This is a genomic window from Mesorhizobium sp. WSM3873 (assembly GCF_001672445.1).
Classification (GTDB): Bacteria; Pseudomonadota; Alphaproteobacteria; order Rhizobiales; family Rhizobiaceae; genus Mesorhizobium.
The window spans coordinates 105,099-126,205 of record NZ_LYTM01000002.1; the positions used below are offsets into that span (position 1 = coordinate 105,099).

Annotated in this window: 17 protein-coding genes; 9 read left to right on the forward strand and 8 right to left on the reverse strand. The window is 62.8% G+C overall.

The features are described from left to right. Positions 1–6 precede the first annotated feature (6 nt). The 5 genes from A9K71_RS02065 (at position 7) to A9K71_RS02085 (ending at position 5,735) form a co-directional block, all read left to right on the forward strand. Positions 7–837, forward strand: coding sequence for an aspartyl/asparaginyl beta-hydroxylase domain-containing protein (locus A9K71_RS02065; RefSeq protein WP_066989619.1), 831 nt, complete (start codon positions 7–9; stop codon positions 835–837). A gap of 122 nt (positions 838–959) precedes the next feature. Continuing rightward, positions 960–1,946, forward strand: a complete 987-nt coding sequence (locus A9K71_RS02070) for an RluA family pseudouridine synthase (RefSeq protein WP_066989621.1) — start codon at positions 960–962, stop codon at positions 1,944–1,946. A 41-nt stretch (positions 1,947–1,987) separates the two neighbouring features. Continuing rightward, on the forward strand, positions 1,988–2,863 hold the full coding sequence (locus tag A9K71_RS02075) for a DMT family transporter (RefSeq protein ID WP_066989911.1): 876 nt from the start codon (positions 1,988–1,990) through the stop codon (positions 2,861–2,863). Positions 2,864–2,873: 10 nt separating this feature from the next. Continuing rightward, positions 2,874–3,665, forward strand: a complete 792-nt coding sequence (locus tag A9K71_RS02080; protein WP_066989623.1) for an ATP12 family chaperone protein — start codon at positions 2,874–2,876, stop codon at positions 3,663–3,665. A gap of 180 nt (positions 3,666–3,845) precedes the next feature. Further along, complete coding sequence (locus A9K71_RS02085; protein ID WP_066989625.1) at positions 3,846–5,735, forward strand: MFS transporter; 1,890 nt, start codon at positions 3,846–3,848, stop codon at positions 5,733–5,735. A gap of 77 nt (positions 5,736–5,812) precedes the next feature. Here the strand turns inward: A9K71_RS02085 and A9K71_RS02090 are convergent, their stop codons facing one another. After that, complete coding sequence (locus tag A9K71_RS02090) at positions 5,813–6,007, reverse strand: DUF2735 domain-containing protein (RefSeq protein ID WP_066989627.1); 195 nt, start codon at positions 6,005–6,007, stop codon at positions 5,813–5,815. A gap of 308 nt (positions 6,008–6,315) precedes the next feature. Here A9K71_RS02090 and A9K71_RS02095 point away from each other — a divergent pair, with 308 nt between their 5' ends. Beyond that, on the forward strand, positions 6,316–7,356 hold the full coding sequence (locus tag A9K71_RS02095) for a glutamine synthetase beta-grasp domain-containing protein (protein ID WP_066989630.1): 1,041 nt from the start codon (positions 6,316–6,318) through the stop codon (positions 7,354–7,356). Positions 7,357–7,594: 238 nt separating this feature from the next. Here the strand turns inward: A9K71_RS02095 and glnA are convergent, their stop codons facing one another. Next, complete coding sequence (gene glnA, locus A9K71_RS02100; RefSeq protein ID WP_066989632.1) at positions 7,595–9,004, reverse strand: type I glutamate--ammonia ligase; 1,410 nt, start codon at positions 9,002–9,004, stop codon at positions 7,595–7,597. Between the two features lie 61 nt (positions 9,005–9,065). Then, positions 9,066–9,404, reverse strand: coding sequence for a P-II family nitrogen regulator (locus A9K71_RS02105; RefSeq protein ID WP_006205430.1), 339 nt, complete (start codon positions 9,402–9,404; stop codon positions 9,066–9,068). A gap of 345 nt (positions 9,405–9,749) precedes the next feature. On the opposite strand from A9K71_RS02105, the gene A9K71_RS02110 reads away from it, so the two are divergent. Continuing rightward, the gene (locus A9K71_RS02110) at positions 9,750–11,276 is read left to right on the forward strand and encodes a bifunctional ADP-dependent NAD(P)H-hydrate dehydratase/NAD(P)H-hydrate epimerase (RefSeq protein ID WP_066989913.1); all 1,527 of its coding nucleotides are present in this window, start codon (positions 9,750–9,752) and stop codon (positions 11,274–11,276) included. Then, on the forward strand, positions 11,273–13,279 hold the full coding sequence (locus A9K71_RS02115; protein ID WP_066989634.1) for a hypothetical protein: 2,007 nt from the start codon (positions 11,273–11,275) through the stop codon (positions 13,277–13,279). Before A9K71_RS02110 ends, A9K71_RS02115 begins: the two co-directional genes overlap by 4 nt. Before the next feature lie 2 nt (positions 13,280–13,281). Here A9K71_RS02115 and waaF read toward each other — a convergent pair whose 3' ends face one another. The 3 genes from waaF to A9K71_RS02130 form a co-directional block, all read right to left on the reverse strand. Beyond that, entirely contained in the window at positions 13,282–14,349 is a 1,068-nt protein-coding gene (gene waaF, locus A9K71_RS02120; RefSeq protein WP_245299505.1) for a lipopolysaccharide heptosyltransferase II, read from the reverse strand. Positions 14,350–14,361: 12 nt separating this feature from the next. Next, the gene (locus tag A9K71_RS02125; RefSeq protein ID WP_245299506.1) at positions 14,362–15,138 is read right to left on the reverse strand and encodes a glycosyltransferase; all 777 of its coding nucleotides are present in this window, start codon (positions 15,136–15,138) and stop codon (positions 14,362–14,364) included. A 410-nt stretch (positions 15,139–15,548) separates the two neighbouring features. Further along, positions 15,549–17,081 carry an acyl-CoA carboxylase subunit beta gene (locus A9K71_RS02130; RefSeq protein ID WP_066989638.1) on the reverse strand — a complete coding sequence of 511 codons (1,533 nt, stop codon included), beginning with the start codon at positions 17,079–17,081 and terminating at the stop codon, positions 15,549–15,551. A 397-nt stretch (positions 17,082–17,478) separates the two neighbouring features. Between A9K71_RS02130 and A9K71_RS02135 the strand changes: the two genes are divergently transcribed. Beyond that, entirely contained in the window at positions 17,479–18,927 is a 1,449-nt protein-coding gene (locus A9K71_RS02135) for a DEAD/DEAH box helicase (protein ID WP_066989639.1), read from the forward strand. Between the two features lie 65 nt (positions 18,928–18,992). Here the strand turns inward: A9K71_RS02135 and A9K71_RS02140 are convergent, their stop codons facing one another. Both A9K71_RS02140 and A9K71_RS02145 read right to left on the reverse strand, forming a co-directional pair. Next, complete coding sequence (locus tag A9K71_RS02140) at positions 18,993–19,982, reverse strand: alpha/beta fold hydrolase (RefSeq protein ID WP_066989641.1); 990 nt, start codon at positions 19,980–19,982, stop codon at positions 18,993–18,995. 163 nt (positions 19,983–20,145) lie between these two features. Next, complete coding sequence (locus A9K71_RS02145; protein ID WP_066989643.1) at positions 20,146–20,991, reverse strand: SDR family oxidoreductase; 846 nt, start codon at positions 20,989–20,991, stop codon at positions 20,146–20,148. Between the last annotated feature and the right edge of the window lie 116 nt (positions 20,992–21,107).

Here is a 21,107-nt window from a genome sequence, read left to right on the forward strand (position 1 = left end):
AAGACAATGACAAAGCAAACCCGTAAGACTCTTCGTCAGGCTGCTATCGCAGTCCCGCTTCTCGCGCTTGCCTTTTATTTTATCCCGATCCTGACCACGATCTGGATCGTCTGCGGTCTGATCGACGTGATGCGCAATGCAAACAAGGATCTGTCGTTGTTCCGCGGCTATTTCCTCGGCAACGGCATCTTCACCTGGCTGCTGTCGCCATTCAACCTTTTGGTCGACCTGCTTTGCTATCGGAACCCGGGCGTATGGAAGCTGGAGCAGTTCCCCGCAGACTATCAGCGCGAGGTCAACGAGGTTCTCGACGTCTTCAAGGCTCGCAAGGACGAGATCATCGCCGATATCGACGCCAATTTCGGCACCGGTCGGCGCGGCATGTATGTCTATCAGTGGTATGGCAAGCACAAGATCGACAACGTCGCGGAATTCAACAAGGATTTCAAATACATCAAGACCATCGCGGTCTCAGTCTTCAGAGGCAAGGAATCGACTTCCTGGCATTTCGGGCCGCTGCGGCTCAGCCTGCGCATCCTCTACAATCTGTTGCCGGTCAAGGCTGAGATTTTCGTCGAGTGCAACGGCGCCAGGAACTACTGGCACGACAACCCGCTTTACATTTTCGACGACACGCTGCTGCACCGTTCGGTGAACGAATATGACGGACGCCGCTACTGCGTGTTCATGGATATCATCCGTCCATCGCCATTCCCCGGCCTGATTGCCAACCTTCTCGCCATCGTCTCGGTCAGCGTCGAGCGCGTCAATTCCATGTTCTACAAGAACTGGAAGATGATCGGCTCGTCCAAGGCCAAGAAGGCGGCCGCAAACTGAGGCGTCCGCGCCCGCGGCTGCGCAACGGTCTTTGGCGCGATCTTTGTCCGTTGTTGGGTCTTTGGCTCGCAACCTCTCTGCCTTAGTGCTATGGCGCCGCTTTCAACCGGAAAAGCGTAACCATGGCAGGTGTCGAACAAATCACGGTGGAGACCGGCGAAGCGGGCATGCGGCTCGACCGCTGGTTCAAGGTCCATTATCCGGGCCTCGGCTTCGGTCACCTGCAAAAGCTCTTGCGCTCGGGCCAGGTCCGCGTTGATGGCGGCCGCGTGAAGGCCGACACGCGCGTCGAGCCCGGGCAGACCGTGCGCATTCCGCCGCTCGAAGTCGACAAGAAGGGCGACGCCGCGCTCACCGGCCATTCGATCCGCAACCAGGGCGATGCCGATGTGCTGGCCAAGATGCTGCTGCACGAGGACCCGAAAGTCTTCGTCTTCAACAAGCCTGCCGGGCTTGCCGTGCAAGGCGGCTCCGGCGTCACGCGCAATGTCGACGACATGCTGGAGGCCTGGCGCAACCAGAAGGGCGAGAAGCCGCGCCTCGTCCATCGCCTCGACCGTGACACTTCCGGTGTGCTGGTCGTTGCCCGCACCCGCCTTGCCGCGATGAAGCTGTCGGAAGCGTTCCGGGCGCGCGAGACGAAGAAAACCTATTGGGCCTTGGTCAAGGGCGTGCCGCCGAAGCGCGAGGACAAGATCTCGACCTGGCTGGTCAAGGAGGCGACGCCGGACGGCGACCGCGTGCGCATCGCCAAGCATGGCGAGAAGGGCGCCGACCATGCCGTTTCCTATTACCGCGTCGTCGAGCAGGCGGCGCAGTCGCTGTCCTGGCTGGAAATGGAACCCTATACCGGCCGCACCCACCAGCTTCGCGTCCATGCCGCCCATATCGGCTGCCCGATCATCGGCGATCCCAAATATTTCGAGGCCGACACCAATTGGGAGTTTCCCGGCGGCATCCAGAACCGCCTTCATCTTCACGCGCGCCGCATCGTTATCCCGCATCCAGACCAGGGGGTCATCGATGTTACCGCGCCGATGCCGCCGCATATGCGCCAAAGCTGGAACTTGCTCGGCTTCGATGAGCAGAGCGCGGAGGACGACAATTGAGCGGTGCTGCCGATACATTCGGCCGACGCGACGCGGTCGACATGACCGCGGCCGCCATGATGGTCGGGCTGACATTGTCCTGGGGCCTGAACTACGTCGCCGCCAAGGTCTCCTATGCCGGCTACGATCCGGTCTTCGTATCGATCGCGCGCTCGATCATCGGCGGGCTGTGCGTTCTCGGCTGGTGCCGGTTGCGCGGCATCAAGCTGTTTGAAGCGGATGGGACGCTCAGCGCCGGTATTGTCGTCGGCGTGCTCTTCGGCGTCGAGTTCCTGTTTCTCTATATCGGGCTGGAATACACGACCGTCGCTCGCAACACGCTCCTGGTCAACACCATGCCGTTCTGGGTCCTGATCGGCGGCCATTTTTTGCTCGGCGAGCGCATCAACGTGCGCAAGCTTGGGGGCCTCGTGCTTGCCTTCTGCGGCCTTCTGGCCGTGTTCTCAGACGGCATCTTCGGCGGCAATGACGCGACGCTGACGGGCGATCTGCTCAGTCTTGGCTCGGGCATCCTGTGGGCGTTGACCAGCATCGTCATCAAGCGATCGAAGCTGGTCGAGACCAGCGCCGAGAAGCTTCTGCTCTATCAACTCGCGGGCGCCGCCGTCGTCGGTGCCCTTGTGATGCCGTTCGCCGGCCCGCCGATCCGCGAAATCGCTGCATTGCCGACACTGGCATTGATGTTCCAGTCTTTCTATATCGTCGCTTTCACCTATGTTTTGTGGTTCTGGCTGCTCACGCGTTATCCGGCGGCAGGCCTGTCCAGCTTCGCCTTCCTGTCGCCGGTGTTCGGTGTTCTGTGCGGCGCCGTGCTTTTGGGCGAGCCGCTGACGATCAGGATCTTCCTGGCGCTCGGCCTGATTGCGGCCGGGCTGATCATCGTCAATCGGCCGTCGCGCAAGCAGGTTCCAGCGTAAGGAGTTCGAGATGCGCGACATCCTCAACGACCTCGAAGAGGGAAAGCAGCTTTCAGATCCCGATCCGGTGCGCCGCGCCCAGATCCAGATGAAGACGCCGCTGCCGAAGCGTTTCTACAAGGCGGTTTCGGTCGTGCCGGTCGAAGGCGGTTTTGCCGTCCATCTGGACGGCAAGCCGGTCCGCACGCCGGGAAAGGCGCTGCTGGTGTTGCCGACCGAAAGAGCGGCGGCTTTGGTCGCTGACGAATTTTCCGCCCAGCGCGAGATCATCGACCCTGTGACCATGCCGGTGATGCGCCTTGCCAACACGGCACTCGACGGTGTGGCCAGCGACCCGCAAGCGGTGCTGGAGGATGTCCTGCGCTTCGCTTCGTCGGACCTGCTTTGCTACCGAGCCGATGGCCCGCAGGGGCTGGTAGACCGTCAGAACAGGCTCTGGGATACGGTTCTCGATTGGGCAAGAAGCAACCTCGGCGTGCGCTTCAACCTCGCCGAAGGTGTCATCCATGTCGAGCAGCCGCGCGAGACGATCGCCGTCCTTGGCGCTCATCTTGCCCAGCGCGTCGAGCCGCTGCGTCTGGCCGCGATCCACGTCATGACCTCGCTGACCGGCTCAGCGCTGCTGGCGCTTGCCGTCGACTTCGGCGAGCTCGACGGCGAGGAGGCCTGGGCCGCCGGCCATGTCGACGAAGACTGGCAGATCGAGCACTGGGGCCAGGATGCCGAAGCCGTCGCGCGCCGCTCCGCCCGCAAGCGCGACATGATGGCGGCAGTCAGCCTGCTTGAGGCGCTCAAAGCCTGAGCTCCGCTTCGCATTGCATCTAATACCAAAGTCATAATCCCATCGTCGCGGTGCCTTTTGGGGGCGCTTTCTGCCATTTTTTCCCTCGTTGGCCGCGTTTTTTGAGTCCGCGTTCGGAGGAATTGCGGACGGTGGCGCGCAGCCATCGAGGACAGACGGGATCCACGGGAGGATATATCAATGGCAATGGCATCGACCGCCGGCGGAAAAAGCCGCGGCATGACGCGGGAGGAAAAGAAGGTCATCTTCGCCTCCTCGCTCGGTACCGTTTTCGAATGGTACGATTTCTATCTTTACGGTTCGCTGGCCGCCTTCATCGGCGCGACCTTCTTCAGCCCGACCATCCCCGAGGCGACGCGCAACATCTTCGCGCTGCTGGCTTTCGCCGCCGGCTTCCTCGTCCGTCCCTTCGGCGCGCTTGTGTTCGGCCGCATCGGCGACCTCGTCGGCCGCAAATACACCTTCCTCGTCACCATGACGATCATGGGCCTGTCGACCTTCCTGGTCGGCCTGCTGCCCGGCTATGCCAGCTGGGGCATCGCGGCGCCGGTGATACTGATCGGGCTGCGCATGCTGCAGGGGCTGGCGCTTGGCGGCGAATATGGCGGTGCCGCAACCTATGTCGCAGAGCACGCGCCGGACGATCGCCGCGGCTTCTACACCTCCTGGATCCAGACGACGGCAACGCTCGGCCTATTCCTGTCGCTGATCGTCATCCTCATCGTCCAGGGTTCGCTCAGCAAGGAAACCTACGCTGCCTGGGGCTGGCGCATTCCCTTCATCGTCTCCTTCCTGCTGCTTGCCATTTCGATCTGGATCCGGCTGTCGCTTTCGGAGTCGCCGACCTTCCAGCGCATGAAGGAGGAGGGCAAGGGCTCCAAGGCGCCGCTGTCAGAAGCATTCGGCCAGTGGAAGAATGCCAAGATCGCGCTTTTGGCGCTGCTCGGCCTCACCGCAGGCCAGGCCGTGATCTGGTACAACGGCCAGTTCTACGCGCTGTTCTTCCTGCAGAACGTACTGAAGGTCGACGCGTGGTCGGTCAACGTCATGATCGCGATCGCGCTTGCCGTCGGCTCGATCTTCTTCGTCGTGTTCGGCTGGCTGTCCGACAAGATCGGCCGCAAGCCGATCATCATGGCCGGCCTTGCTTTGGGAATCGTCTGCACCTTCCCGCTGTTCAAGGCGCTGACCTGGGCCGCCAATCCGGCGCTGGCCACCGCACAGCAAAACACGCGCGCGACGGTGACCGCGGCACCCGGCGACTGCAGGTTCCAGTTCAATCCGGTCGGCACGGCGAAGTTCACGACATCCTGCGATATCGCGACCTCGTTCCTGACCAAGAACTCGGTGCCTTACGACGTCGTTTCGACGGCGGCACCCGGCACCGCCGCCACGGTCAAGATCGGCAACGAGACGGTGCAGTCCTATGACGCCGTCGCCGCCGGCGATCAGGCCAAGGCCAAGGAGGCCGCCTTCCAAAAGGCAGTCAACATGTCTCTGCAGGATGGCGGTTATCCGCTGAAGCGGGCCGCGGCCAAGGTGCCGGACCAGAAGCTCGACGCCTTCGTCGGAGCCAATCCGGAATTGAAGCTCGATGCGGCGGCGATCCGCGGCGGCGAGAAGACGACCGTTCCGACCGACAAGGCGGTGGCCGACAAGCTGCTGACCAAGGAGGAAGCGGCCGGCGCCCCCGAGGTCACCGTATACAACATTCCGGGTGGTGGTGCCTTTGCCATGGTCGCCGATCCGGAGGCGGTGAATTGGCCGGTGACGATCGGCATCCTGTTCATCCTGGTCGTGTTCGTGACCATGGTCTACGGGCCGATCGCCGCGATCCTGGTCGAGATGTTCCCGACCCGTATCCGCTATACCGGCATGTCGCTGCCTTACCATATCGGCAATGGCTGGTTCGGCGGCCTGCTGCCGGCAACGGTGTTCGCACTCAGCGCCTATAAGGGCGACATCTATTACGGCCTCTGGTACCCGGTGGTGATCGCCGCGATGTCGCTGATCATCGGCATGATCTTCGTCAGGGATACGCTGGGCACCGATCTGGACGCCAAGCAGTAGCCGATCCTCGGCAAATGAAGAGCCCGGCGCGAGCGATCGCGCCGGGCTTTTTCTCGTCTCGAGCTGGAAAGAATTGGTCAGCTCTTGCGCTGCTTGTGTTCTTCCTCGATTGCCGCCTGATGGTACCAGCCGTCGAAATCTGCGTGCGTATTGCGCAACGAGGCAAGCTCTGCCGCGAATTTCGCCTTCGCGCCTAAATTTGAGGCAGACGCCCGGCCTGCAAGCGGGAACATCAGGATCTTTGCCGACGGACGGGACGTGGTGACTTCCATTGGCGGCCTCCTACCTCTTCAGGAGCAAGTCGATTCAAATCTGTTCCCAAGATAGGTTCTGCGATTCATTTAGGCAATATGCTCACAAAAAGATCAATCGTTGCACAATATTTATGCAGAAAGCGCGCCTGAACGATCGCCGCGCATTGCTGCGCAGGCTCAGCAAAATCAACGCTTTGCGATGACCATTTTGCCGCACCCTGGACGAGGAGAGTGGCATATGAATTGCATTTTAGCGCACGGCAGGCCGGCTCGGTCCGGCCATGCGTTGATGCCGCCCCGGCGTCCAAGCAACGAGAGGCACTGGAATGACCAAATACAAACTCGAGTATATTTGGCTCGACGGCTACACCCCGACCCCCAATCTGCGCGGCAAGACCCAGATCAAGGAGTTTGCCGAGTTCCCGACGCTTGAGCAGCTGCCACTGTGGGGCTTCGACGGCTCTTCCACGAACCAGGCCGAAGGCCGCAGCTCCGACTGCGTGCTGAAGCCGGTCGCGCTCTATCCGGATCCGGCGCGCACCAACGGCGTTCTCGTCATGTGCGAAGTCATGATGCCCGATGGCGTCACCCCGCATGCATCGAACAGCCGCGCGACCATCCTCGACGACGAGGACGCCTGGTTCGGCTTCGAGCAGGAATATTTCTTCTACAAGGATGGCCGCCCGCTCGGCTTCCCCGAGAGCGGCTATCCGGCGCCGCAGGGACCCTATTACACCGGCGTCGGCTACAAGAATGTCGGCGATGTCGCGCGCCAGATCGTCGAGGAGCATCTCGACCTCTGTCTCGCCGCCGGCATCAATCATGAAGGCATCAACGCCGAAGTGGCCAAGGGCCAGTGGGAGTTCCAGATCTTCGGCAAGGGTTCCAAGAAAGCCGCCGACCAGATCTGGATGGCGCGCTACCTGCTGCTGCGCCTTACCGAAAAGTACGGCATCGACATCGAGTTCCACTGCAAGCCGCTTGGCGATACCGACTGGAACGGCTCGGGCATGCACTGCAACTTCTCGACCAAGTACATGCGCGAAGTCGGCGGCAAGGCCTATTTCGAGGCGCTGATGGCCCAGTTCGAAAAGAACCTGATGGATCACATCGCCGTCTATGGTCCGGACAACGACAAGCGCCTGACTGGCAAGCATGAGACTGCGCCGTGGAACAAGTTCTCCTATGGCGTTGCCGACCGCGGCGCCTCGATCCGCGTGCCGCACTCCTTCATCAAGAACGACTACAAGGGCTATCTGGAAGACCGCCGCCCGAACTCGCAGGGCGACCCCTACCAGATCGCCTCGCAGGTCTTGAAGACGATCTCGGAGGTCGCGACCGACGCGAAGGTCTCGGCTGCGGCGTGATGCCTTAACTGCGTGGGCGGCATTCCCCGCCAGACCATCGAAGATTAAAAAGCCCTGGCGAAATGCCGGGGCTTTTTTAGTCCTGGCTTGCTTGGCGGCGATGAGATCCGCGCTCTCGCGACAGTGCTGGCCTGCTGTTCTGACGAGGCCCGTCCTGCGGCCTTCCGCCCTCTGGCGAGCTGTTCACGAAAAAACCCCGGCTTTCGCCGGGGTTGTTTTCTGTCGGGAATGCAGTCGCTTACACCGAATAGTACATGTCGTATTCGACCGGGTGCGGGGTCATTTCGAAGCGCATCACCTCGGCCATCTTGAGCTCGATGTAAGAGTCGATCTGGTCGTCGTCGAACACGCCGCCTGCCTTCAGGAAGCCGCGGTCCTTGTCGAGGTTCTGCAACGCTTCGCGCAGGGAGCCGCAGACCGTCGGGATCTTCTTCAATTCCTTCGGCGGCAGGTCGTAGAGATCCTTGTCCATCGGCTGTCCGGGATGAATCTTGTTCTTGATGCCGTCGAGACCCGCCATCAGCATGGCGGCAAAGCCGAGATAGGGGTTCGCGCCCGGATCGGGGAAGCGGACCTCGACGCGCTTCGACTTCGGCGAGGAGCCGAAAGGAATGCGGCAGGAGGCCGAACGGTTGCGCGCCGAATAGGCGAGCAGCACCGGCGCTTCGTAACCCGGCACCAGACGCTTATAGGAGTTGGTGAGCGGGTTGGTGAAGGCGTTGATCGCCTTGGCGTGCCTGATGATGCCGCCGATGTAGAAGAGGCAGGTTTCCGACAAGCCGGCGTATTCGTTGCCGGCGAAGGTCGGCTTGCCGCCCTTCCAGATCGACTGGTGCACGTGCATGCCCGAGCCGTTGTCGCCGAACACCGGCTTCGGCATGAAAGTCGCCGTCTTGCCATAGGCATTGGCGACCTGGTGCACGACATACTTATAGATCAGCATCTTGTCGGCGTTGCGCACCAGCGTGTCGAACTTGATGCCGAGTTCGTGCTGGGCGGCCGCGACCTCGTGGTGATGCTTTTCGACGCGCACGCCCATTTCGGCGAGCACTGTCAGCATCTCGGAACGCATGTCCTGGCAGGAGTCGATCGGCGGCACAGGGAAGTAGCCGCCCTTGATGCGCGGCCGATGGCCGAGATTGCCGGTCTCATAGTCGGTGTCGTCGTTGGACGGAAGCTCGGTCGAGTCCAGGCGGAACCCGGTGTTGTAGGGGTCGGCCTTGTACTTGACGTCATCGAACACGAAGAACTCGGCTTCGGGGCCGACATAGATGGTGTCGCCGATGCCTTCCGACTTCATGTAGGCTTCGGCCTTCTTGGCGGTGCCGCGCGGGTCGCGATTGTAGGCCTCGCCCGAGATCGGATCGAGGATGTCGCACAGGATGACCATGGTCGACTGGGCGAAGAACGGATCCATGTGGACCGTATCCGTGTCCGGCATCAGCACCATGTCGGACTCGTTGATCGCCTTCCAGCCCGCGATCGAGGAGCCGTCGAACATGACGCCGTCGGCGAACATGTCTTCCTCGACCTCGACGACGTCCATCGTCACATGCTGCAGCTTGCCCCTCGGATCGGTGAAGCGCAGGTCGACGAATTTTACATCGTTGTCCTTGATCTGCTTCATGATGTCTTTGGCTGTCGTCATGTCATGTATCCCTGTGTGCTGACGTTTTTTTGATGATGACGGTTCAGGAAGACGGGCGGACTCAGACCGCGTCCATGCCGGTCTCGCCGGTGCGGATGCGAACGACTTCCTCGATGTTGGAGACGAAGATCTTGCCGTCGCCGATGCGGCCGGTCTGCGCCGCCTTGCGTATGGCTTCGATCGCGCCTTCGACGGCGTCGTCGCCGAGCACGACCTCGATCTTCACCTTGGGCAGGAAGTCGACGACATATTCGGCGCCCCGATAAAGCTCGGTATGGCCCTTCTGCCGACCGAAACCCTTGGCCTCGGTGACGGTGATGCCTTGCAGCCCGGCCTCCTGAAGCGCTTCCTTCACTTCGTCGAGCTTGAATGGCTTGATGATCGCTTCGATCTTTTTCATGTAGAAAGTGGCCTCCACTGCCAAAGAGACGGGTTGCGCGCCCCGCTTGCGCCTTCAGCAAGCACGAAGCGTGCCAATTACCAGAGGTTGAGGGCGGTATCGGGCGATTTCCATGCCTTGCCGCACCCGAATGCAAATCCGCGTCATCCGCTGCATCGGATGCGTCATCGACGCCCAAAGCCTATACATCGCTCCTCCATCCGTCTGCGCAAAACTTGAGCAGATAGCGCAATTTGCAGGCAGATTCCCCTCCGGGCGCCACCGCTTTGGGATGCATTCGGCCGCCGCTGTTTGCTTCGAGCCGCAAATCGGACAATGCTTGATCGGATGGAGATCGGCAATCCCATGCGCAATGAACTTCTGTCGCCGTCCGAAATGGCCGAAGCCGATCGGCTGGCGATCGCACAAGGCCCGCTCGACGGCTACGGATTGATGCGCCGGGCCGGCGAGGCCGTGGCGGCCGTGCTGCTGGCACGCTATCCGGCGGCGGCACGGGTGCACGTGCTTTGCGGACCCGGCAACAATGGCGGCGACGGCTATGTCGTGGCGAGCCTGCTCCGGAAGAGCGGTGTCGACGTTGCGTTGTGGAGATCGGGCGAACTGCGCGCGGGCAGCGATGCCGCGCTGGCTGCAGCTGATTGCCCGTTGGAGCCACGACCGCTATCTGCCTTCGCGGCCGAACCGGGATCGCTGGTGATCGACGCGCTGTACGGAGCGGGGCTCTCGAAGGCACTGTCGGGCGATGCCGCCCGGGCCGTCCAGGTCGTTACGGATCTCGGCTTGCCGGTCGTCGCCGTGGACCTGCCCTCGGGCGTTTCCGGCGAAAGCGGCGCCATCCTCGGCAGCGCATTTCGCGCGGTCGTTACCGTGACGTTCGCACGAAAGAAGCCGGGGCATCTGCTGCTGCCGGGGCGGGAAATGAGCGGCGAGATCGTGCTCGCCGATATCGGCATCGGTGACGACATCATCGCTCGAGTCGCGCCGCGCAGTTTCGAGAATGCGCCGGCGCCCTGGCTGCCTGTCTTTCCGGTTCCGGCCGTCGATGCGCACAAATACAAGCGCGGTCATGTCAGTGTCTTTTCGGGCGGTCCTGCGGCCACCGGTGCCGCGCGCCTGTCGGCGCTCGCAGCCGCAAGAAGCGGGGCAGGGGCGGTGACGGTGCTGTCGCCGGCGAACGCCATGCAGGTCAATGCCGCGCATCTGACATCGATCATGCTGCGCAAGGTCGACGCGGTTGCCGATCTCGGTGCGTTCCTTGCCGACCGCCGCCCCTCGTCCTTTGTGCTCGGCCCGGGGTTTGGCATCGGCGAAAAGGCGCGCGATTTTGCCGTTGCGCTGCTCGGCGCCGGGCACGCGCAGGACACCGGCGTTGAAGGGCTGGTGCTCGACGCCGACGGCATCACCTCGTTTCGCGACGAGCCTGAGACGCTTTTCCAGGCTGCCCGAAAGTCCGGCGCCCCGGCGCTGGTGATGACGCCGCATGAAGGCGAGTTCGGCAGGCTGTTTCCTGAGATCGCGGGCGACAAGGCTCTGTCCAAACTCGGCAAGGCCCGCGCGGCGGCGGCGCGAGCCAACGCCGTCATCGTCTACAAAGGCGCCGACACGGTGATCGCAGCACCAGACGGCCGCGCCGCGATCAACGGCAATGGCGCGCCGTGGCTTGCCACCGCGGGTTCGGGCGACGTGCTGGCGGGCATCATCGCCGGGCTCCTGGCACAAGGCATGCCGGCGTTCGAAGCGGCCTGCGCGGCTGTCTGGATACACGCCGAAGCCGGCAGCCGGTTCGGACCCGGCCTGATCGCCGAGGATTTGCCTTTGGCGATGGTGCCTGTGCTGCACGCGTTGGTCGAGAATGGGATGGCTGCCCGATGATGAGGCTGGCGATCCTTGTCGCGGTCGCTGCCATCGCTGTTCTTGGCCTGCGGGCGGCTGATGCTGCCGGTCGTCCGGTCACGGTCGTGGACGATCCGCAGGTGCTCGCCAAGCTCGACGCCGATGGCTTCGGATTCGCCGGTATTTTTGGCATCAGCGGCAAGGACGATCTGAAAACGCTCTATGACGCGGCGCCGGCCTACCACGCCATCGTCGAAACCGTAGCGGCCGATGTCGCGGCACTGCGCGCCGACATGAAAGCAGGCGGCCGGTCGCTCTATGAGGTGACCGACGGCAATGTCGGCCGCATCATCGACATGCGCTGGCTGAAGACCGACGCGGCGCGTTTCCGGCTGGTCGGCGTCGTCAACCGGCTCGACCGGCGTGACTTCGCAAAGCTCGGTGGGGAAGCGGGCTGCGGCGAGGTGCGCTTCATCTACCGCCTTGCCTATAGTTTCAGGAAGAACGGCAAGGTGTTGGCCTCGAGGCTGCCGTTCAATTTCAGTGCCATCTACCGCGCAGCTCCCGACGCCGACGGCGGCTGTACCGGCGTCGCCGGGCGCTGGACGCCGCAGATCGACGAAGCGGCGGATGCCGGGTGGCTGTCCGGCGGACCGCTGGATAAAGCGAGCCTCTCCTTCAAGCAGCTCGAACTCAACGCTCAGGTGGTGCGCTTTCCTTCCGGCCAGGAGACCGAATTTGGCGGTCAGGCCGCCTATCTCATGCGCATCTTCGGTATCGACGGCGCCACAATCAGCCAGAAACCGCTCGATAATACGCCGGACACCATCCGCCTTGCGCAAGACGCGCGGTTGAAGGCCAGGCTTACGGACTATGTCCGTGCCAACGCCGGTGCAATCGATCTCGGCGTTTACGAAATCCCGGATGAATTCCTGGCGAAGAAGGTCATCTCCTGGTCGACCTTCGGCAGTGCCAGGCAGGCCAATCATCCATTCACGCCACTGTTCGAACCGGAGGCGTTTGCCGGGGTCGACTATTCGAAACTGACATTGGCGCGCACGGCCGAAGCCCTGATCGAGCGGCTCGACAATGGCGCCTGCCAAGGCTGCCATCAGGCGGGCTCGACCGCCGGATTCCATTTCATCGGCCTCGACGATAGCACGACCTCGCCGCTCAACCGCATCGAGGTCGGCATCTCGCCGCATCTCCATGCCGAGATTCCGCGCCGCGAGGCGTGGCTGCAGGCGACCGCGGAAGGCAGAGAAGCGAATGGGTTTCGCCCGTTGTCCTTCGCACCACCCGCCGCGTGGAAAGACACCGCCGAGATCGCCTATACGCCGGCCGAGACGACCATGCCGTGCCTGGTGCCGGAAGACGCCGCCCGCTTCGGCAGCAGCTGGCAATGCGGAGCCGGCACGGTCTGCACACCGATCGCGACCGCTACAGGGGTTAGGACGAAACTGGCGCAATGCCTGCTGCCGAAGGAGAGCCGGAACATCTTTTCCGGCCATCCCTGCTTGACCGGAACGATTGCCAGCGACACCGCGCAGCCCTTCAACGACCGTTACAACGTCACCGGCCAGTTCGCGGCGTTCGCGCCCGCCATTTCACGCACCGCCTATACCTGCCGGCCGCCCAAGATCGGTGTGCCAGGCGGCTTCGCCTATCGCGGCTGCGACGCCAAGGATCTGGCCTTCTCCGCTTTCAAGGCTGGCAAGCCGATGCCGAGCGAAATCTGCGGCCTTGTCGGCGGCAAGAAGTTCGATATTTGCGTGGCGACCAACAATTTCGACCAATGCCTCGGCGGCGCCGTCAACCGCGGTAACCGTCCGGCCTGCTCGGCCGATCGCTTCTGCCGCGAGGACTATATGTGCCAGTCGCTGCCGTCCGACACGCCCGGTGCCTCCAGGGTCAAGGGCATCGGCTTCTGCTCGCCGACCTATTTCCTGTTCCAGATGCGCATCGACAACCATGCGACGCCGTGGACGAACACCGGCCGCGCCAGCATGAGCGCGGGCTTTGGCGCCGCCACCGAGGAATAAGGTCATGCCTGCTGCGGTGCGTATTTTTCGACGCTTGTCGCCAGCGCTTCGAGCACACGCTGCTCACTGATACCGCGCGTGTTCAGGACCCAGCTCGGTATCGAGATCGGAGGCTCGATGAAGGTTACCTGCTCGTTCAAGGGTCCATGCACGTAGGATCGGTTCGAGCCGAAGATGAGCACGCTTGGAATGCCTAAGGCGCCGGCTGCATGGGACACACCGCCATCGACACCGAGAAAGACGGTGGAGGCCGCGATCTGGTGCATGGCCTCTGCAATGTCGGGCGTCGAGGTGAAGTCGATCGCCTCAGGCAACAAGGCGCGAATCTGGGCGGCAGCCTGGCGTTCGCGCGGACCGCCGACAAGCCAGACGGACCAGCCCCGTTCCATATGCTTTCGCGCGACCGAGACGAAGCGCTCGGGCGGCCAGGAGCGCATGTTCTCGAAATCGGAAGTATAGAGGGAAAGCACCGGCCTTGCCGGATCGATGCCGTTGCGCCGGCGCCACTTGGCAACGTCTTCGGACGAAATCGCCAGCCGCGGGGCCGGCAGCTGTTTTTCCTCGGCGGGCTGCTTGCCGAGGAGCGCGATCGCACAGACCTGTTCGACGAGCCTTGTCTTGCGCGGGCCGAAGGCCACGAAGGTTTTCAGCCATCCCGCCGGTAGCCGGTTGACGATGCCGAACTGGAGCTCGCGCGGATATCCGATGCGCTCGGGAATGCCCGCCAGCCACGGCACCAGGGCCGCCTTGGTGCTGCTGGTGAGCAGATAGGCTGCCTGATAATTCTCCTGGCGGAGTTCGCGCGCCAGCCGCGCCCGCTCCTTGAGACCGGGGTTCCAATGCCTTTCAACGGTCCAGGCCTTCCGGACATGCGGCATCAAGCGCGCCAGGGGCGCGGCGAGCGGCGAGGTGATGACGTCGATCGGCTGTCCGGGAAACATCGCTGCTATGATTTGAATTGCCGAATGGCAGCGGATGAAGTCGCCGATTGCCGGCAAGCAGAACACGAGAATGGGGCGCAACGCGCGATACCTTTTCGATCCGACGCAGTCGCCGCGAACGGCGAGCATGCCGGTTCCTTGTCACGGAAGCGCTTCGCCATCAAGGATGCGGGCATAGAGTTCCAGATAGGCCTTCGCGGTTTTCGCGATCGGAAATCTGTCGGCGGCAGATTCACGGCATTTGCGCATGCACAGGTCTGCGACCTCGGCAAGACCTTCGGCGAACTCCTCGTCGCTCTCGAAGAATCGGCCCGTATCCGTGTCCACCGTCTCCGGCAGGGCGCCGCGCGCTGTGGTCAAAACGGGCGTGCCGCACAGCATCGCCTCGACCGGCGCATTGCCGAAAGGCTCTTCCCAGGCGATCGGATTGAGGAAGGCCTTCGATGCGCCCAGCAGGCGCAGCTTGTCGTCGCCGTCGACGACGCCGTTGAAGCGATAGCGGCGGGAAAGACTCTTGAAAAAGACCCCCTCGCGGCGGGTCCGACTTCGGCCGAGCAATTTCCACCGCGAGCCGCCGGCGATATCGAGGGGAAAGTCGAATTTCCTGGCGAGCTCGACTGCCCGGTTCAAGCCCTTTCCGGCGCGTGCGATGGCCGCCATGAAGAGGAGGCGATCACTCTTCGATTCGGCCAGCCGATAGTCATCCACCGGAAAGCCGTTGTAGACGAAGGTCTTGCGGCCGTGCATCTGGGCGTGCCGTGCGCTGATGAAGCTCCAGTTCGGTTGCGGCCGCGGATAATCCGGTAAATGGCCCCGCTCGGTGTTGAGGGTCGGGAAGTCAACCTCGACCTTCCACGCATGAAGGTGGACGATTTGGGTGTCCTTGGGGATCGCCGCGCGGCACTCGGCATCGCTCACAGCATGCCGGACTTCGCACAGTGGATGTGACGATCCAGGGCCCGCCACGAGGACGACATGGTGGCCCTGCCTGACCAGTTCAGTGGCCAGCCAGTCGACCTGACGTTCTATCCCGCCGTAGCCTTTGCACGGAACGACGCCCTTTGTTGCAAGGGTTATTAGCATTCAGCACCGTCATCACATTGATGTGATTTCAATGTGATTAGAGGTTGCCAGTTGTCAACCTCCGACGACGGATTGCGTAAACCAGAGTTCCAGCCGCCGGCCGGCTTTCGAGGTTCCACCGATTGAGATGGTCGGCGACTCCCCGTCGCGAGGCCAAGCGGAAGGAGAGGGGCTAAGCAACGAGAATAACGGCGAACCTGCCGAAATGCTTGCCAGCTACAAGGACCAGTCGCGACACCACCGCCTCACAGCGGAATGTTGTCGTGCTTCTTCCAGGGGTTCTGCATATCCTTGTTGCGCAGCATGCGCAGCGCCCGCGCGATCCGGCGGCGCGTCGAATGCGGCATGATCACCTCGTCGATATAGCCGCGTTCGGCCGCTACGAAGGGCGACAGGAACCGATCCTCGTATGCTTTGGTGTGGGCGGCGATCTTCTCCGCGTTGCCGATGTCCTTGCGGTAGATGATCTCGACCGCGCCCCTTGCGCCCATCACCGCGATCTGCGCCGTCGGCCAGGCATAGTTCATGTCGCCGCGCAGGTGCTTCGACGCCATCACGTCATAGGCGCCGCCATAGGCCTTACGGGTGATCACGGTGATCTTCGGCACGGTGGCTTCGGCATAGGCGAACAGCAGTTTTGCGCCATGCTTGATCAGCCCGCCATATTCCTGCGCGGTGCCTGGCAGAAAGCCTGGAACGTCGACCAAGGTAACGATCGGGATCGAGAAGCAGTCGCAGAAGCGCACGAAGCGCGCCGCCTTGCGGCTGGCGTCGGAGTCGAGCACGCCGGCCAGAACCATCGGCTGGTTGGCGACGAAGCCGACGGTTCGCCCCTCCACACGGCCGAAGCCGGTGACGATGTTCTTGGCGAAGCTCGCCTGGATCTCGAAGAAGTCGCCTTCGTCGGCAACCTTCAGGATCAGTTCCTTGATGTCGTAGGGCTTGTTGGCGTTGTCCGGAATCAGCCGGTCGAGCGACATGTCATGGTCCGTCACCGACTGGTAGCATTCGATCTCGGGAATCTCTGCGGTATTGGACGCCGGCAACAGGTCAATTAGCCGGCGCATCTGCAGCAGCGCCTCGACGTCGTTGTCATAGGCGCCGTCGGCGATGGAGGATCGGGTCGTGTGTACCGTGGCGCCGCCGAGGCTTTCGGCCGTCACCGTCTCATTGGTCACCGTCTTCACCACGTCCGGCCCGGTGACGAACATGTAGGAGGTGTCGCGCACCATGAAGATGAAGTCGGTCATGGCCGGCGAATAGACATCGCCGCCGGCACACGGGCCCATGATAAGCGAAATCTGCGGGATGACGCCCGAGGCGAGCACGTTGCGCTGAAAAATCTCGGCATAGCCGCCGAGCGCGGCCACGCCTTCCTGGATGCGTGCGCCGCCCGCGTCGTAGAGGCCGATGATCGGCGCGCGATTGCGCAGCGCCATCTCCTGCACCTTGACCACCTTCTCGGCATGCGCCTCAGACAGCGAGCCGCCGAAGACGGTGAAATCCTTGGCAAAAAGGTAGACTGGACGGCCGTTGACGGTGCCCCAGCCTGTGACGACGCCGTCGCCCGCGATCTTGGTTTTCTCCATGCCGAAGTCGGTTGAGCGGTGCTCGACATACATGTCGAACTCCTCGAACGAACCCTCGTCGAGGAAGACGTCGATGCGCTCGCGGGCGGTGAGCTTGCCCTTCTTGTGCTGGGCCTCGATCCGTTGCTTGCCGCCGCCCATCCGGGCGATCTCGCGGCGGCGCTCGAGTTCCTTCAGCACGTCCTTCATCGCTGCCCCCACAATAGAAAGGTGGTTTGTGGTAATCGTGAGGGCGGCGCAGCGCAAGCGTCGCTTTTCGATCGGCGTTTTGTTGCGCTGCAACATCCACCCTTGCATTTTGCGGCGGACTCGGCCATATGCGGTCGCATAGGCGCTTGGGCCGAACTTCGGCTTTCTCCACCAATTGAGACTGGTTGCGTCTGTTTTCCCTCTTTCCGGTGGGCCCTCCCGTCGATCGGCAAGCTGGCGAAAGAGCCCCGGGGCATGACGCCTGCGGGCACGACAGCGCAGCCGCGCGGACGCTCCCCGTCCGCCGCCTTGTCGTTTCCTGACAATTTTTCGACGGCAGGTTGCGCCCTGCCGCCATGATGTTTGCGGCCACAGGGCCGCGTGAAAGAAGACTATTTTGACCAATGAAAATCAGGCGGACCAGAACGGTTTCGCTACCCTTGGAATCACCGGAGCGCTGCTCAAGGCCGCCAATGCCGCCGGCTTCACGGATCCGAAGCCGATCCAGGTGCAGGCGATCCCGCCGCAGATCGAAGGCCGCGACATATTCGGCATTGCTCAGACCGGTTCGGGCAAGACGGCGGCTTTCGCGCTGCCGATCCTGTCGAAGATCATCGGGCTCGGCACGAAGCGCCGGCCAAAGACGGCGCGCGCGCTGATCCTGGCGCCGACACGCGAGCTAGCGGTACAGATCGAGGACACCATCAAGCTGCTCGCCAAGGGCGCGCACATCTCGACCGCGCTCGTGCTCGGCGGCGTCTCCCGCTACAGCCAGGTGAAGAAGATCGCACCCGGCGTCGATATCCTGATCGCCACGCCCGGCCGGCTGACCGATCTGGTGCGCGAAGGCGACCTCATCCTTGCCGATACCAAATGGCTGGTGCTCGACGAGGGCGACCGCATGCTCGACATGGGCTTCATCAACGACGTCAAGCGCATCGCCAAGGCGACCGCGCCGAACCGCCAGACCGCGCTGTTCTCGGCCACCATGCCGAACGAAATCGCGGAACTCGCCAAGGGCTTGCTGAAGGACGCCGTCCGCATCGAAGTCTCCCCGCAGAGCACGACGGCGGCTGAGATCGTGCAAAGCGTGGTGCTTGCCCGCACCAAGCAGAAGCGCCAAGTGCTGTCCAAGATGCTGGCCGACGAGGCGATGCGCTCGGTCATCGTGTTCTCGCGCACCAAGCATGGCGCCGACCGCGTCACCAAGGACCTTGCCCGCGACGGCTTCGACGCCGCAGTGATCCACGGCAACAAGTCGCAGAACGCGCGTCAGAAGGCGCTCAACGATTTCCGCGACGGCTCGGTGCGTATTTTGGTGGCGACCGATATCGCCGCGCGCGGCATCGACGTCCCAGGCATCAGCCATGTCGTGAATTTCGACCTGCCGGACGAAGCGGAGAGCTATGTCCACCGTATCGGCCGTACCGGCCGCAACGGCAGGGACGGCATCGCGATCACGCTTTGCGATCCATCGGAGAACGGCAAGCTGCGGCAGGTCGAGCGCATCATCCGCATGAAGCTTCCGGTCATTGCCGATCATCTCGGCAGTCCCGACCCGCAGCGCGATCCGAAGGAAAGGACCGAGCGTCATTTCGAGCCGGCCAATGACCGCGAGCACCATGGCGGCCGTCGTGATGGCCGCCGTCCCGGCAGCGGCAACAACGGCAAGAAGCGCTTCGGCGGCAAGCCCGGTGGCGAGCGCCAATTCGCGCCCAAGCCGCAAGGCGAACGTCCTGCGGGCGCCAAGCCGAATGGCGAGCACAAGCCTGACGGCTTCAAGCGCTTCAAGGGCAACAACAAGCGCCGCTTCGGCGGCAAGCGGCCGGCGAACCGGGCCGCTTAAAGTCCCACCGAGGTTTGATTGAAATCGCATAACGGCCGGAAGCAACGCTCCGGCCGTTGGTCGTCTCAAGGACTTGATTGCTGCTGCATCAGCGCCTTCACCCACACCACGATCCGCTCTGTCAGAAAGCCCGTGGTCTGCGGCGATAGCGCATCGCCTGCAATGACGTGGTTGTCCGGATCGCCCGTATCGTCGACCGGCACCAGTTCGTGCGGACCGCCCCAGCGGCCGGCGACCTCGCGCGTGCGGTCCGGCCGCACCACCTTGTCGGCATCCGAGAAGATGAACAGGGCAGGGATGGTCGCCTTCTCGACCGGCGCGCGATAGGCGAGCTCGGTGAGCGCAGCCATCGGCAAGGCCGCCGCGATCGGATATTTGGTGGTCCAGAATTTTTCGTGCAGCGCATTGCGCGCCGGAAAACTGCGCTCCCTGCCGCCGACGAGCTCGGCAATCTCTCTGCCCCAAGGCAGGGTAAGGACCTCGGCGCCCGACGCCTTGACGCCGAAATTAGGCGAGATGAATGCGATTGCCGCGACGCCGTCGGAAGCACCAGGCTGGGTTGCAGCCCATGTCGCCAGTGAGGCGCCGGTCGAGGTGGCGATAACGATCACCTTCTCGCCGATCGCGCGGCCGATCGCCAATGCCTCCTCATAGTCGTTGATCCAGGCATTCACGCTGCCTTCCGCCATGGCCGCGCCGTCCTGCCCGTGGCCGGTCAGGCGGGTGTAGAAGAGATTGGCCTCGAGCTCCCCGGCGACATCGTCCGGCAGCGGCCGGATCTCGCCCTTGGAAGCCGAAAACCCGTGGATGTAGACGATCGCAAGCTTGGTCTTGGCGTGAACCAACGGGTTCGCCCAGATGATCTCCTTGTCCAATCCGTCACGGATATTGGGCACGGCCGCTTCTTCGCGCGCCAGATAGGCCTGCGGATCGTCGCCGATCGCCGAAGGATCGAAACGGATCGTCGTATCGACCGCCACGCGTGGGCCGAGGTAAAAGCCTGAGAGGAGGATAACGACGAGACCCAGTACCGCAAGCAAGATCCGTCGCCCCATGACCGACTCCAAGCAACAATTCTCAACCTATGGCGGTGCCCACCGAGAGGCAATCTCTCCCGGATCAGCGGATGTCGTGCAAAAGCCTGCGACGGTTTTGCGAAACGACTTGCATAGAAAGGCATAAAGCGCGTTGCCTGAATGCGTTTCAGCGCGAGGCGCTTTACGCCGCTTTGTCCGTTGGACTTTTTTCGCCCGGCGTCTTGCGGTCGAAATACAACGGCCGTCCCCGCCAGCTGGTGGTCAGCCCGATCACCAGTCGGCCTACGGGTCGCGGCAACAGGCCCAGCAGCTTCAGCGGCCAGCTTATGTGATAGGGGAAGGTGACTTCGAAGCCTCCCCTCCGGATGCCGCGCGCCATGCGGCGCGATGCCCGGTGAACAGGCATCAGGCCCGGCATCGGCAGCATGTTCTTCTCGGTCAGCGGCGTGTCGACGAAGCCCGGATTCATCACCTGGATGCGGATGTTCATCTTGTCGAAGTCGTATTTCAGCGATTCCGCCAAGATGTTGATTGCCGCTTTGGTGCCGCCATAGGCGGCGGTGGTCGGCCAGCCGGAATAGGCCGTGACCGACCCGACCAGGACGACATGCCCGCGTCCTCGCGTGCGCATATAGTCGACCGCAGGCACCAGTCCGTTGACGATGCCGAAATAATTGACGGCGAAGGAACGATGAAAATCGCGCACCACGAGATGCTCACCGGGGGTGGCGATGTAGTTGCCGGCGTTGAAGACGGCGAGCACGATCGGCCCCATGTCTTTCTCGATCGCCGCGACAGTGCGTGCCATCCCTTCTTCGTCGGTCACATCGCAGGGAAAGGATTTCACGTGGCCGGCCATCTGCGCGGTCTCGACCAGCAGCGTGTCGGCTGGGTCGCTGGCCAGCGCCGTCACCGCGACGGCATAGCCTTGCCTCGCCAGGTCCTTGGCCAGCGCCCGGCCGAGGCCGCTGCTGCCGCCCGTGATCCAGGCGACACCGTCTTTCGGGTTGGCCCGGTAGAGTGTCATTGGAAGTCCTGCGAATTATCTGGGCTAGTGCTCTAGCGGCGAAGAAATGGGATGAAAAGAGCGCTTTTGGATGACATCGTTGAAATGCTCGGGAGCATTGCAGCGTCCCGAATGCG